The organism is Brumimicrobium mesophilum, assembly GCF_003025005.1.
GTDB lineage: Bacteria > Bacteroidota > Bacteroidia > Flavobacteriales_D > Crocinitomicaceae > Brumimicrobium > Brumimicrobium mesophilum.
In genome coordinates, this window is sequence record NZ_PVSS01000010.1 from 176,985 (window position 1) to 190,750 (window position 13,766).

The 13,766-nt window shown below is 33.2% G+C and carries 13 protein-coding genes; 1 reads left to right on the plus strand and 12 read right to left on the minus strand.

Annotation, left to right across the window (positions count from 1 at the left end; genetic code table 11):
* Positions 1-306: 306 nt before the first annotated feature.
* From C6368_RS11820 to C6368_RS11855, 8 genes are read right to left on the minus strand one after another with little or no spacing between them, the layout of a single operon-like run.
* Entirely contained in the window at positions 307-1,050 is a 744-nt protein-coding gene (locus tag C6368_RS11820) for a tetratricopeptide repeat protein (protein WP_107039419.1), read from the minus strand.
* Entirely contained in the window at positions 1,047-2,765 is a 1,719-nt protein-coding gene (locus C6368_RS11825; RefSeq protein WP_107039420.1) for a BatD family protein, read from the minus strand. Before C6368_RS11825 ends, C6368_RS11820 begins: the two co-directional genes overlap by 4 nt.
* The gene (locus C6368_RS11830) at positions 2,759-3,508 is read right to left on the minus strand and encodes a tetratricopeptide repeat protein (RefSeq protein WP_107039421.1); all 750 of its coding nucleotides are present in this window, start codon (positions 3,506-3,508) and stop codon (positions 2,759-2,761) included. The genes C6368_RS11825 and C6368_RS11830 overlap by 7 nt, the downstream gene beginning before the upstream one ends.
* Positions 3,505-4,656 (minus strand): VWA domain-containing protein, encoded by a 1,152-nt coding sequence (locus C6368_RS11835; RefSeq protein ID WP_107039422.1) that lies wholly within the window; start codon positions 4,654-4,656, stop codon positions 3,505-3,507. The genes C6368_RS11830 and C6368_RS11835 overlap by 4 nt, the downstream gene beginning before the upstream one ends.
* Complete coding sequence (locus C6368_RS11840) at positions 4,649-5,683, minus strand: VWA domain-containing protein (protein WP_107039423.1); 1,035 nt, start codon at positions 5,681-5,683, stop codon at positions 4,649-4,651. The genes C6368_RS11835 and C6368_RS11840 overlap by 8 nt, the downstream gene beginning before the upstream one ends.
* Complete coding sequence (locus C6368_RS11845; protein ID WP_159038578.1) at positions 5,676-6,617, minus strand: hypothetical protein; 942 nt, start codon at positions 6,615-6,617, stop codon at positions 5,676-5,678. The genes C6368_RS11840 and C6368_RS11845 overlap by 8 nt, the downstream gene beginning before the upstream one ends.
* Complete coding sequence (locus C6368_RS11850) at positions 6,617-7,489, minus strand: DUF58 domain-containing protein (protein WP_107039425.1); 873 nt, start codon at positions 7,487-7,489, stop codon at positions 6,617-6,619. Before C6368_RS11850 ends, C6368_RS11845 begins: the two co-directional genes overlap by 1 nt.
* A 15-nt stretch (positions 7,490-7,504) precedes the next feature.
* The gene (locus tag C6368_RS11855; RefSeq protein WP_107039426.1) at positions 7,505-8,527 is read right to left on the minus strand and encodes an AAA family ATPase; all 1,023 of its coding nucleotides are present in this window, start codon (positions 8,525-8,527) and stop codon (positions 7,505-7,507) included.
* A gap of 355 nt (positions 8,528-8,882) precedes the next feature.
* Between C6368_RS11855 and C6368_RS11865 the strand changes: the two genes are divergently transcribed.
* Positions 8,883-10,406 carry a GH3 family domain-containing protein gene (locus C6368_RS11865; RefSeq protein ID WP_107039428.1) on the plus strand — a complete coding sequence of 508 codons (1,524 nt, stop codon included), beginning with the start codon at positions 8,883-8,885 and terminating at the stop codon, positions 10,404-10,406.
* Between the two features lie 158 nt (positions 10,407-10,564).
* Here the strand turns inward: C6368_RS11865 and C6368_RS11870 are convergent, their stop codons facing one another.
* From C6368_RS11870 to C6368_RS17310, 4 genes are read right to left on the minus strand one after another with little or no spacing between them, the layout of a single operon-like run.
* Positions 10,565-11,242, minus strand: a complete 678-nt coding sequence (locus tag C6368_RS11870) for a T9SS type A sorting domain-containing protein (RefSeq protein WP_107039429.1) — start codon at positions 11,240-11,242, stop codon at positions 10,565-10,567.
* Between the two features lie 14 nt (positions 11,243-11,256).
* Positions 11,257-12,027: a hypothetical protein gene (locus C6368_RS11875; protein ID WP_234369132.1), complete on the minus strand. Its 771-nt coding sequence runs from the start codon at positions 12,025-12,027 to the stop codon at positions 11,257-11,259.
* 17 nt (positions 12,028-12,044) lie between these two features.
* Complete coding sequence (locus C6368_RS11880) at positions 12,045-13,070, minus strand: TolB-like translocation protein (RefSeq protein WP_159038579.1); 1,026 nt, start codon at positions 13,068-13,070, stop codon at positions 12,045-12,047.
* A 5-nt stretch (positions 13,071-13,075) separates the two neighbouring features.
* Positions 13,076-13,381 (minus strand): T9SS type A sorting domain-containing protein, encoded by a 306-nt coding sequence (locus tag C6368_RS17310; protein ID WP_159038580.1) that lies wholly within the window; start codon positions 13,379-13,381, stop codon positions 13,076-13,078.
* Between the last annotated feature and the right edge of the window lie 385 nt (positions 13,382-13,766).

A 13,766-nucleotide genomic window follows, 5' to 3' on the forward strand; every position in this document is an offset into this window, starting at 1 on the left:
TTAAATCAATGTTAACAGATTTATTAAGCTATAAAAATTGGAGAAATGATTGGTATTTTCGAGTTTTAAATCCCAGTGATAACAATGGTTTCGTATTTAAATACTGGTAAATTAGATTATAAACACTAATATCTAAAAGTTTGAAAAATTACTTATATTTTTAAATATTAATCAATAAAAAATAATTGATTGTTAGGAAGGCATCAACAAAGCTCAATTCTGAACAAGTAATTTCAATCAATAAATTTGAAATTTGGATATTTGAGCAAGTAAAGTTTTAAATTTAGTGAAATCTATAAACCGAAATCAATAAGTATAAAGTCCCTCACTTTTAACCCACAAAAGATTATGTTCAACGGTTTTTACTTGAACCCAAACACTGTCTTTAAAGTATTTTACTATTTCAAAGCGATTACCAGAACTAATTTCATCTCTAATTTGAACTCCATTTGGTGAAATATGAAATTTAGTGTCGGAATTTTTCAAAATTGCATAGCGTTCCACGTTATAGTGTTTATTCGTAGAATAAATTCCATAAAATGCAACTGAGAATATAAGGATTGCAGGAATAATCAATCTAATACACCATTTTTTTAAATTTGATTTTCCTTTGGATAAACTATTAAAGATTAGAAGTCCTAAAAAAATCGAAGAGATACTGACCGCAATGATCCATGTAGTTGTTCCAAAACCCAACATTATTCGTTCTAACCAAGGATAAGGATGCGTCCAAGTTATGTTTCTACTTAACTTTTGAGTAGCAAACTTTGCGTTATATTGAGCATCACCATTTAAAGGTTTATACTTCAAAGACGCTTCAAATGCCCACTTGGCTTTGTTCCAATCATTTAAACTACCGGATGCAACACCTAAATTATAATAAGAAGAAAAAGATGGTTGTTTTTCTGTAGACTTTAAAAAATCATTTTGCGCTTTCTTGTAATCTTCTTGCATAATGTCTTCAATTCCAATTTGGAAAGTTGAATCTGCACTACTCACGTAGGAACACCAAGAAAATAGCAGGATGAATATTAAAACAATATTTTTCATTCTTCAAAAGTCTTTATTATACGTTCAACCTCATCTTTTAAATGTGAAACATCTGAGCTCAGAATGCTTCCACCGTATTTCATCGAGTCGATTTCTTTAAATATATAAATCAGTTTTTCATAATCTTGTTCTGAAATTTCATTCGCTGACTTAGACTTTAAAAAAGACCTGGATATCTCACCTTTGGCGACCTTAAATTCACTGGCTAAAAAGTCTATTAATATTCGGCTGAGTTCTTCCAGTTTATCAATATTGGCATTTTCTTCTCGTAACTTATTAATTCCTGCTAAAGCAACAATTCTGTGTTGCACCTGCATTTTCTTGTCTGTTGCCTTTACTTGATTTTGTTTTTTAATGCGAACTGCAAACCCCAGGACGAATCCCAACATTATTGGAGAGAAAAACAAGGCGGCACCTTGCCAACCCCTAAATAATGGATTTGATGAATGATCAATCCCTATTCTTTCTGTAATATAAGGTTGCATAGTTGGAGTTCTTACCTCTGGTTTTTTCACCACAGGAATTTCTTGAATCTCCTCACCATTCGATTTAACCTTCAGCATTCCTATCTTACATTGAGATGTTTCATATTTCTCCGTCATAGGATTAAAGTAAGCGATTTTAATAGGGTTGATTTGAATATTACCTGATGTATTCACTTGGATGAAGTAAGTGAAAGATTTACTTCCTTCTGAACCTCTTGCAGAAAAATTCACTGAATCGGTTACTTCTGGGTCACCATAAAATGACAAGCCATTTGGTAAATAAATTTTTGGTTTTTCAATATTGTGAAGATTTCCATGTCCACTCACCTTTACTCTTAATTCTACTACTTTTCCTTGCTCCAAATTTGAGTTTGATAAACTCGCAGAAACACTAAAATTCCCAACAGCACCAATAAAAAATTTGGGTGTCCCTGAAGGCAATGGTTTAATTTTAACCTTAGTTTCATTGGATACAATTTTCGCTCTCGAAGGATATTGTGATCTAGGATCATTATATAGAATTATCGTTTGGAAAGGATTTATATCATAGTTTCCAATTTTTTCAGGAAAGAGCACTGTCTTTCCAATTCTAAAGGTTTGAATATTTTTTCCATTAATGACAGCATAAGAACTGCTAACCTGATTAGGGTTCGTTAAATGATGATTGTCAGATGGTCCATCAAAATTAAACGAATTAAAACCTTCTACTTGTAGAACCTCTACTTGAGAATAAACTTTACCCTCTAAAAGTAAAGGTTCACCTTCGTAAAGCTCTTTTTTAGATTGCTCTATAATTCCAAATATTATCTGATTCATATTTTTACTTGGATCTTCGCTAATCATATTTTGACGCTTAATCACTTTTACCTTATGAGATTCTGACTCAATTGTGCCATTCTTCGTTTCAATAAGAACTGGACCAATTATGTAATCCCCATCTGCTTCAAAGTAACCTGTGAATGACTGATAATTATATCTTACATTTCTCTGCTTACCATCAATCAGTACAATTGAAGATGACATTCCATTTTGAACCGCCCCAGATTGAATAAATTCGTCAGGTAAATTCATATCCACTCGGCCATCAACATTGGATTTGATGGTTATTGATATCGATTGACCTCTCTCAATAGTTTTAGGATTGACTTCCAATTCAACAAAAGGATTTTGTCCGAATGCCAAGCCAGCCGAAAGCCACAAAATAATATGTAAGAATAACAATCTTACCATTTCTTCCCTGATTTTACTTGTTCATTATTTTTACCAGATTCAATTCCCTGAACCTTCTTTTTCGTTTTCATTTCTTGCTTCAATAGCTCTTCAAGCATTCTATCCGTTTTTTGATCAGACAATTTTGATTGAGGTTTTTCATTGGCATTTTTATTTGCATCCCCTCCTGCTTGATTTGGTTTATTATTTTGATTTTGATCTTCCTTGTTGTTTTGATTTTGATCCTGAGATTGATTTTGCTGATCTTGTTCATTCTTATCAGCGTCTTGGTTCTGATTTTGATTCTTATTTTCTTGACTTTGTTGTTTCTTTTGTACTTTTAAACGTCGTTGTGCCTCAGCCAAATTATAACGTGTTTTTTCGTCTCCAGGATTATTTCTTAAAGATTGCTTGTAGCTTTCCACAGCGTCCTGATAATTCTTAGCTTTCATTTGACTATTTCCTACATTATGCCAATTTTTAGCATTTTCGGATTGATCATCATTTTTTATTGCAGCTGCTCGAAAAGCCTTTTCTGCCATATCAAAATCATTGTTTCTATAAGCAGCATTTCCAATATCTTGAGATAAATCAACATCGCTTGGAGCTAACTTTTGAGCTTCAAGTAGCGACCTATATGCCTTGTCAAATTGCTTTTCTTGGTAATATTTTTTTCCTAAACGCAAAGAATCTTCCCATGACTGCCCTATTACCGAACTTGTCAGGGTGAATGTTAACGCTAATAAAAAAACACTGCGCATCATAATTTCTCTTTTTTATCTGGACGTGACTCCTTTATAAATAAAATAAGTATGGATAGAATAGCCAAAGACAATGGCCACTGATATCTATTTTCTTTTACTCTGAAACTCAAATTTACGGTGTTATCGCCGGAACTCTTGTTAAGTTGAGTTAAAAATTCTGAAACATTTGGAAAAGATTCATTGGAGACAATCACCTTAGAATCTAACCTATTTCCAATATTATCAAGCATTTCTGTATTCACTTTTGAAATAACAGACCGACCTAAGTCGTCTTTCAAAGAAACATCATTTGGCGCGTCGCTTCGGGGAACTATCCCACCTTCTTCTGCACCAATTCCAAGAATTAATACTTCAATATTTTTATCATTGATCGCAGTGTAAGCACTTTCCATTCCTCCTTCATGATCCTCACCGTCTGTAATCAAAACCAATACTTTCCTAATCTTTTCCTTGGAGAAAAATTTACTAGATTCTTTTAAAGCCGCAGAAATATTTGTTCCCTGATTAGATATAAAGTTTGTATTTAGTTCATCAATATACATTTTGGCAGCCTTTTTATCAGCAGTTAAAGGTAGTTGTGGATATGCATTTCCTGCAAAAACCATCAAACCAATACGAGATGCAGAAGATTGATTCACTAATTGATTCATTGCGCGTTTGGCGACCTCCAAACGTGTTTCTCCTCCTTTAATATCCCTGGTATTCATCGAGTTTGAAATATCCAAAGCAAAAATTAGTTCTACTCCAGAAGACTGTCCTTTCATATCTCTGGTACCTAAAACTGGCTGCATTAAAGCGAAAATGATGAAAACAAAGGCATTTCTAATGAAAAAATATCTCCAAAATACTCTGCGTGTAGCAACAGGACGCATAAAGGTTTGAATCGTCTTTACGTTTCCAAGTCGTTCGACTAACTTGTTACGATTGTGGAGTTGAATGAAAAATACAGGGATAAGAATAGAAAGCGACAAGAATAACCAAGCATATTCAGGAGTAAGATAAGTTAACCTTTCCCCTACTGAACTATGCTCAAAAACACCGATTATTCGCATAAGTTGCCAAATAACGATCCAGAAAAACAATTCAAACCCTATTACAAGCCCCATAAAGGACTTCAATCGATATGTATATGTTTTTCTTCTAGGCATTCTTTTTAAGTAACAATTGTTCAGTGATGAATCCTGAAAACAGGAAGGTCAAACCAATGAGTAAAAAATATTTTGGGCTATATGGAGGCTCTCTTTGAATATTGTTATTCACCATTTTCTGGGTCTCCATATCATCAATAGTTTTGTAAATAGATCTCAAAGAATTTTTATCCATCGCTCTGAAATATTCACCGCCTGTTGATTTTGCCATTTCTTCTAATAAGTCTTCATCGATATTTACTTGCGTTTCTGTAAGAATCTGACCAAAAGGAGTATTCACTGGCATTTTAACAATCCCTTTTTTCCCCACACCTATAGTGTACAACGTGATGCCTTTATTTTTGGCTAATTCAGCGGCAGACATTGGTGTGATTTCACCTCGATTAGAATCACCATCCGTTAATAATATAACAACTTTCGAAGTCAAACTATCGCTTCTTAATCTTGCCACGGCAGTACCCAAACCGGTTCCAATGGCAGTTCCTGGATCTATATCTCCAGATTTAATTTCATCTATAGTTTGTTTGAGATATTCATAATTTCGAGTAGGCGGACAAGCAGTATATGCTTCACCTTCAAAAACGACAAAGCCAATTCTATCTGAAGTTCTTCCATCTATAAATTCCTTAGCAACCTCCTTGGCTGCTTCTAATCTATTGGGTAAAAAATCGGTAGCCATCATACTCATGGAAACGTCCATTGAAATTATGATATCAATCCCATCATCATATTGTTGTTCGTTTTCACTGGAATAAGGTGATACCGGAAGTGCCATTGCAATAATCAATAAAGACAAACCTCCTCCAATAAGGAAATAAATCAATAAAATCAACCATTTTATTGGTGAGTAAGCAATCGACTTTAATTGACTCAAGGGTTGTGAAAATTTAAAAACTCCTTGACTTCTTTCTAATTTTCTAAACCTAAGAAATAGCAATATAGGAACCAATAGCAACAACCACAAAAAGTGTGGTGCATAGAATTGATATTCTAAAAATTCGATATGTAGCAAATTCAAGCTATTCATTATTAAAATCTATATCTGCTATTTCGTTTACAACCCTTCTGGCGTCGTTTGTCACATCTTGAATTTCCTTTATTCCAGGAACAGATTTTGCGAATTTTACCAAATCAGACTGCACCAATAACTGCCTTGTCAATAAAATCATTTCATCATCTAATCCATTTTCTTCCAAAATTGATTCAATTTCAAGGGTAGTTTTATCTAAAATTCGGATTTGATAATGAGCTGCGAAAAATCTTCTCAGAATCATGGACAAATCAAAATAATATTCTTTCAAATCAATTTCGTACGCTTTGCTCCTTTCTAATTCATCTATTTGAAGTAAGGTACTTTCTCTTAAAGTTAAAGGAATCTCTTCTTTTCGGGATCTTTTGAATAAATAAATACCAATTCCAATGAACAAGATTAAACCAATTACAACCCATGGCCAATATTGGCTGATAAATTTTTCTATTGCGCTTTTATCTGGTAAATCAGTGAAATTTTCGTTGATATCATAAATTGGTTGTGTTGGATTTGCTGGTGGACTCATTACACTAATTAAGCCCGCTGGAAAAAGATACAAACTGTCTTGTATTAAAATCATTTCTGGCGGAATAACAACATAAGCGCTGTCCCAAGCAATTAATTCATAACTACCTTTCCAAATAAATTCTTTTCCTTCCTTATAAGTAGTATCCTTAAATGCTTTCGTGATTTCTAAACCATAATCTTCACTTATTTCATCAGAATTTGAATTCACAGAATTTTTACCTGAGAAAACTTCTTCTTTTGGAATGTAGACTAAACTGTCGAACTTTTTATCGCTAATTACAGAAAGCGTTAACTTAAAAGGTTCACCAATTTGGACTTCTTCTTTGTCCAAATTAATGTTCAATTTTTGACCAAACGAAAATGAAACGCTTAGCACACATAAAATATGTAATAACCATTTCATCATCTACTTCTTGTCATAAAGAGTTTATTCAATTCTGCTAAATATTTTCCTTCGGTGGAAAGTGTAGCATAATCAACTCCTGATTTTCTAAATTGAACATTCAAATTTTCCTCATTATCGAGGAATTGCTTTTTGTATTTACTTCTTAGTTGTTTAGAACCTGTATTAACCCATTCGACTTCATTTTTTTCTGCGTCAAACATTTTAATCAATCCTAAATTTGGAATTTCTTTCTCCGCTGGGTCAAATATACGCAAAGCCACCATATCGTGCTTGCTATTGGCTATTTTCAAACCTTCGAAGAAATCGTTTTCATCATAAAAATCGCTGATAACGAAACATATACTTCTTTTTTTAACCACATTTCTAAAGAAACGTAAACCTTCATTCAGGTGCGTACCTTTACTTTTAGGTTCAAATAAAATAAGTTCTCTCAAAATCATTAAAGCATGAGAACGCCCTTTACCTGGTGGAATAAACTTCTCAACCTCATCAGAAACGAAAATTGCTCCCACTTTATCATTATTTGCTATTGCTGAAAAAGCCAAAACTGCAGCAACTTCAAGCATTAGTTCCTTTTTTGATTTAGAACGCGTTCCGAAGTTATTTGATCCTGATATGTCCAAAACCATAAAAACGGAAAGTTCCCTTTCTTCCTCAAAAACTTTTACAAAAGGCTCATTGAATCGCGCAGTGACATTCCAATCAATATTCCTAACATCATCACCATATTGATAATTCTTAACTTCTGAAAAAGTCATACCTCTCCCCTTAAACGCAGAATGGTATTCTCCTGAAAACACCTGTTTGGTGAGTCCACGCGTTTTGAGTTCAATCTCTCTTACTTTTTTCAGTAGTTCTTTCGTTTCCATTTATATCGTGATACGTTATGGAACTTCTACTCTAGCCAATACTTTTTCTACGATTGCCTTAGCATCAACTCCTTCTGCCTCCGCTTCATAAGTCAATCCCAACCTATGTTGAATTACATCTACAGCGATACTTCGAATATCTTCTGGAATCACATAAGCGCGCCCTTGTAAGAATGCGTTTGCTTTTCCTGCTAAAGCAAGATTAATACTTGCTCTTGGGGAAGCTCCGAAAGAAATTAAGGGAGTCAAATTGGTTAGATCAAATTTCTCTGGATCCCTTGTAGCGAAAACAATATCAATTATGTATTTTTCGATTTTTTCATCTAAATAAACTTCTCTCACTAAATCTCTCAAGCGCACAATATCATTCGGACTTACAACAGCTTTAGCCTTATTTAATCCTTCTTTCCTCACATTACTGCGCAAAATTTGCATTTCTTCTTCTGGATTTGGATATTCTAAGCGCACTTTCAACATAAATCTATCTACTTGTGCTTCGGGTAAAGGATAAGTTCCTTCCTGTTCAATCGGATTCTGTGTTGCCATTACTAAAAATGGTTTTGGCAATTTGAAAGTTTCGTCACCAATAGTAATTTGTCTTTCCTGCATAGCTTCTAACAAAGCTGATTGAACCTTAGCTGGTGCCCTATTGATCTCATCCGCTAAAATAAAATTAGCGAAAATTGGTCCTTTTATAACTGAAAACTCTTGTGTTCTTTGGTTGTAAATTTGCGTGCCTGTAACATCGGCAGGCAATAAATCTGGTGTAAATTGAATACGGCTAAATTCACCACCAACAACATCTGCCAGCGTATTAATTGCTAAAGTTTTAGCCAAACCTGGTACTCCTTCTAGCAAAATGTGTCCATCAGCTAAAAGTGCAATCAACAAACGTACTAACATTCTATCTTGACCAACAATCACACTTGACAATTCCTTATTAATCATATCAATAAGCGGAGATTCGTTTTGTATTTTTTCCGTTAATTGTCGGATTGAATCAGCAGGTGTAACTGAAGATGGTTTGTTTTCTTCCATAATTTTTTATTCTGACCTACAAAGATGTTCATTGTTACGCCAAGCTCAGTCTGAACGGTGTTAAAGAATGTTAAGCAGCTAAAAAAAAGGGTTCATAAAGAAAAAAATCTTAATAGAAAAGGTGGACAATTTGAATTTAAAGATTTCCCAGATTTTAACCTGACTATTATTTTGCATTCAGCATTCTCAACTAAATTTTATGAATTTTTAAACAAAAAAAATCATTTGAGAATTGAAATTTCTTTAACTTCGAAAACCTTATAATTGCTACACTCCAACATATTTTTCTTAACACAGAAAATCAGTTTCAGATTGTTGTATTAGGTTTTTTTTCAATCATTAAAACAAAAATAATATGCCATTTTTTGGAAATATCATAAAAGGACTTATCGATTTTAAAGACTATGTCACTAGCGAAGTTGATCCTGTAAAAGCACAAGAAGAAGTGCTAAAGGACTTATTATCACAAGCACAGAACACAGCATTTGGAAGACATTTTTCTTTTCAAGAAATCTTAAATGCGGATAATATTAAGGAAGCTTTTTCTTCAAAAATCCCTTATTTCGATTATAACAAAATCAATGATGAGTGGTGGCACCGTTACCATGAAGGAGAAATAAACGTGACTTGGCCCGGAATCCCAAGATTTTTTGCCTTAAGTTCTGGAACAACTGGAAAAACCAGCAAACGAATTCCAATCACCGATGAAATGATTGATGCTATTAAACAAGCTGGAATAAGACAAATTACAGCTTTAAGCAACTTTGACTTGGAAGCAGAATTATTTGAAAAAGACATTATGATGCTAGGAAGCTCGACCAACTTAAGGGAGAACAATAATTTCCTAGAAGGTGAAATCAGTGGAATCAGTACAAGCAATATTCCGTTTTGGTTCAAAGGATATTACAAGCCTGGAGAAGATATTTCAAAAATAGATAATTGGGAAGAAAGAGTTCAAGCGATTGCAGAAAATGCACATACCTGGGATATTGGTGCAATAAGCGGAATTCCAACTTGGATTGAATTGATGATTAAAAAGGTAATCGAGCACAATAATCTGAACAACATTCACGAAATATGGCCAAACTTTGAAGTCTATACTTCTGGAGGAGTCGCTTTCGGAACTTATGAAAAAAGTTTTAATGCATTGTTGGGACATCCGATTACAGTAATTGACACTTATTTTGCTTCTGAAGGATTTATCGCTTCTCAAACCCGACCTGAAACAGATGCAATGCAATTATTAGTAGACAATGGAATTTATTTTGAATTTGTACCATTTGAAGCAGATTATATTCAACATGACGGATCATTAATTCCTGATGCGCCTTCAATTGGTTTGAAAGATGTACAATTGGGACAAGAATATGTGCTAATTATGTCTACTGTTAGTGGTGCTTGGAGATATGAAATTGGTGATACCATTGAATTTACAAATGTTGAAAGAGCTGAAATAAAAATCACCGGAAGAACAAAATTCTTCTTGAATGTTGTTGGTTCTCAGTTATCCGTAAATAAACTTGACGATGCAATTCAGCATTTAGAAAATGAATTCTCAACTAAAATCACAGAATACAATATTTGCGCAAAACGAGGAGAAGATGGTGAATTTTATCATTTTTGGTATATCGGAACAGAAGACAATTTAGACAGTGAAAAAGCGGCCAATTCTATTGACGAATTCCTTCAGGAAAGAAATAAAAACTTTAGAGTGGCCAGAGGAAAAGCTTTAAAAGGCTTGAAAGTAAAAATCGTTCCTACTGCAGTTTTCCATGAATGGTCTGGAGCCAACAAAAAGAAAGGTGGACAGGTTAAATTGGAGAAAGTGATGGAGGAAGAGAAGTTTGAAGAATGGGAGGAGTTTGTAAAAGGAAAATAATTACGAATTAGAGGGAATTACGAATTATTTAAAAATTGGACCACTAGTCAAAGACTCGCGGTAGCCCTATTTTTAATTGCTTTGAGAAAGTTAATGTAGTTCAACAAATTCGTAATTAGCTGCGCTGAGGGCTAAAGCCGTTCGTAATTAATTGATCTCTACTTTTTAATAAGCTTACGTGTAATTTGATTTTTTCCATTTGAAAATCTACAGAAATAAATTCCATTTTTTAACTCAGAAATATCTATCGAATTCTTGAACTCTCCAAAATTTTGATTGGAATATTGCACTGTTTTTATAATCTTTCCAGATACATCTAAAATTTCAAGATTTAAACTGTTCGTTTTATCATTTAAGGTGAAATTGATAAGGTTATTCGTTGGATTTATGTAGAGGTTAATTAAGTTTAAGTCCATACCTTCATTTACTATTCCTAAAGTTTCTTCAACTCTAAAAGTGATGGTATCCGCATCTCGAAAACTAAAATTTTGAAGATCATTATCTCCTGAAGGAGAGCTATTAACCATCAGTTTAGCAATAATCGAATAAGTCCCTTCTTGTAGCATGCCAATAGAAATAGAATCTTCTAAAAATGTAGGCGAACTTAATCCTCCACTGTTATAATATAAATGAGCCACCATATTTGAACCTTGCCAAGTAATATTATCAGTTACATAATATCCTGACTTATTAAAATAAATGTCAGTTTTCAAATAAATATTATCCAATACAGTTGGGTTATCAGGTGATATTTCGATAGAAACAGACCCTTGTGCAAAGCCGGTTAGACTAAAAACTACTGATAGTATTAAAAGTAAAGTCTTGATTAGTTTCATAATTTGTTGTTATTTTATTTTCCTATCATTAAATATGTCCCTACATACAAGCCTGAAAAATCAAGGTTTATCGGATTCTCTCCTTGGACAATCCATCCATTATCTAATCTATCTTGTACTGTTTTTGTCACGAAATATTGATAACCCAATTTCACACCAACAGATGAAAACAAGTTGTTGTTTAAAAAGTAATAACCAACATCAATGAAAGTCTGACCTTGAAAGGCTGTACTTTCGAAAAAGCTATAGGAAGATGAGGTTGGGAATGATTTCATCCTCAAATCAGATACCACTCTTGACAATCCTATTCCACCACTAACTCCTATTCCTAAGCTTAGGTTTTTTAAGAAATCAGTCTCTTTTTGTTCAAAATTCAACAAAGAGCTTATAAATAATGTTGAATTAAGACCAAATGATATAGCCATTGTTTTTAATTCGTAATTTCTTTCATGCTTTGCAATTGCATTTCCAAAGTCATCTGTTTCTAAAAATGTAGAAGAGGAATTTTGCTTACTAAATTGATACATTGAAAATAAACCAACATCAAAATATTTAAAAGGTCTATAATTAAGTGAAAGACTAAATTGTTCTCCCTTTTCGATATTCTTATCAAGAAGTATTGGATTTGTCTGTGAAGCAAAAGAATCAACAAAGAACTGATTTATATTACCCATTGAATAATCATGTTTTCCATATCCAAATTCAAAAGACAGCTCTTCCTTTTTGTTTTGCGCATTTATCCGGGTAGAATTAAAAAAAGTGGTGGCCAAAATTAAAGTGTACATTATGAGCGTATTTATTTTCATGGTGTTAAGTCTATCTTCGTTTCTTCCAATGTTTGTAAATCTATTAAATAGATGGATGATTTTTCAACGATTTCTCCCGTTGTTTTTTTTTGTCCATCCAATTTTTGACGGCTATCTATTCTTTCTCCGATTAAATATTTACCATCTGCCGAGGTTGAGATAGTTTCATATCTTTTGCTATGACAAAAAGGAATTAAAAGTTTCTTTGTTCCGGATGAAGAATTCATTTTATAGAGACCCTTAACATAAAAGGACATGTAAATATCGCTGTTATTGGTACTCCAAGAGGTACCTGTTATACCAGCAAAGTCAGGGTTATTTAAATCCATTAATTCAGAAAAAGAAAATTGAGAAGCGCTCAGGTTTAATATAGCCAAATTATTTCCATTATTAAATATGGTTTTTGAAACAAGTAAATTATTATTTGAAATACTTTTATAATCAGTAAATCCAAAAAATGACTCATCGTTTTTTAAAATAGTATCTGTTTCTCCACCGAAAATAGATTTCTTGAATAAGTAATAAATTTCACCTAAAAAAGGAGAGTGGGTCCAATATAAATTTTCACTATCTAAATCCCATTCAGGGTCTAAATTAGCTAAATCCGAAGAAAATTGCCTCAGGCTATCACCATTGTCCTTCACAACAATGATATGTTCAACATAGCCTTTCAAACGGGTATAAGCAATCCACCCTTTACGACTCCATTTGGGTTGTTTCGCTATTTTATCACCTTCCTGCAGAATTGTTTTCTCCATAGTCTGCAAATTGTACTTTACCAATTGAAATACTTTCAAATCATTGTCTCGAAAATGATAAACAAATTCATCGGAATTATTGGGATTAAAAAAAGGAGCCATATACTGCTTGCCATCCCTTGAATAGAAAGGGGTCATTGGAGAATCAGACTGCTCAAACGAGTAACAATCAGGGTCATTATTTACACAAGGGATTGGCTTGTCTTTATGACAAGCCAATATTGAACATAACATAGTAAAACCAAGAAATATTTTAATATTCATAAGTGCTATTTTTTTTTAATTTTCCTTGATAATATATTACTCCCTATATTTAAATTACAGATATACATACCATTTGCTAAATGAGACACCCCAACAGTAACCGATTGAATTCCAGCTGATTGACTCCCTAGTTTATGACTGGCAATTTTCCTCCCTGTTGCATCTAAAATCTTAAAATGCACATCTGTATTTTTAGATAGATTGTAATCTATGGTTAATTTATTTGTAGTAGGATTTGGGTAAATATTAATACCATCACTTAGAGACTCCGCATCAATTTTCGCTGTTGAGTTTTGATCCTGAATATACAAAGAATAACTTGTTCTAAGTTCGTTAGGAGGCGCAGGAATCCACTGATTGATAGTACCAATTAAATTTTCGATTAAATCGCTGTGTGTGTGTGTGTGTGTGTTCCTAATAATTGCGGAACAAAATTTACTGAGTTTTTCATAGGTATAGTGTTTAATGTTCGCTATAAACTTACTAAAGACTTTTCTTTAAAGCAAGTGAAAGTAAAGAAAGGTTAAAAACTAAAGGCATAAATCGCCTTATCCCTTTTGGCCTATTAATTACTTTGAGAAAGTTAATGTAGTTCAACAAATTCGTAATTGTTTCATTCGTAATTAGCTGCGCTGAGGGCTAAAGCCGTTCGTAATTGATTATTTCGTAATTGATTCATCTCGTTCATTCACAATC

What these genes read in the sequence shown, in the direction of transcription:
- C6368_RS11820 (WP_107039419.1), bottom strand. Translation starts at nt 1,050, where the DNA reads ATGAAAAATATTGTTTTAATATTCATCCTGCTATTTTCTTGGTGTTCC.
- C6368_RS11825 (WP_107039420.1), bottom strand. Translation starts at nt 2,765, where the DNA reads ATGGTAAGATTGTTATTCTTACATATTATTTTGTGGCTTTCGGCTGGC.
- C6368_RS11830 (WP_107039421.1), bottom strand. Translation starts at nt 3,508, where the DNA reads ATGATGCGCAGTGTTTTTTTATTAGCGTTAACATTCACCCTGACAAGT.
- C6368_RS11835 (WP_107039422.1), bottom strand. Translation starts at nt 4,656, where the DNA reads ATGCCTAGAAGAAAAACATATACATATCGATTGAAGTCCTTTATGGGG.
- C6368_RS11840 (WP_107039423.1), bottom strand. Translation starts at nt 5,683, where the DNA reads ATGAATAGCTTGAATTTGCTACATATCGAATTTTTAGAATATCAATTC.
- C6368_RS11845 (WP_159038578.1), bottom strand. Translation starts at nt 6,617, where the DNA reads ATGAAATGGTTATTACATATTTTATGTGTGCTAAGCGTTTCATTTTCG.
- C6368_RS11850 (WP_107039425.1), bottom strand. Translation starts at nt 7,489, where the DNA reads ATGGAAACGAAAGAACTACTGAAAAAAGTAAGAGAGATTGAACTCAAA.
- C6368_RS11855 (WP_107039426.1), bottom strand. Translation starts at nt 8,527, where the DNA reads ATGGAAGAAAACAAACCATCTTCAGTTACACCTGCTGATTCAATCCGA.
- C6368_RS11865 (WP_107039428.1), top strand. Translation starts at nt 8,883, where the DNA reads ATGCCATTTTTTGGAAATATCATAAAAGGACTTATCGATTTTAAAGAC.
- C6368_RS11870 (WP_107039429.1), bottom strand. Translation starts at nt 11,242, where the DNA reads ATGAAACTAATCAAGACTTTACTTTTAATACTATCAGTAGTTTTTAGT.
- C6368_RS11875 (WP_234369132.1), bottom strand. Translation starts at nt 12,027, where the DNA reads ATGTACACTTTAATTTTGGCCACCACTTTTTTTAATTCTACCCGGATA.
- C6368_RS11880 (WP_159038579.1), bottom strand. Translation starts at nt 13,070, where the DNA reads ATGAATATTAAAATATTTCTTGGTTTTACTATGTTATGTTCAATATTG.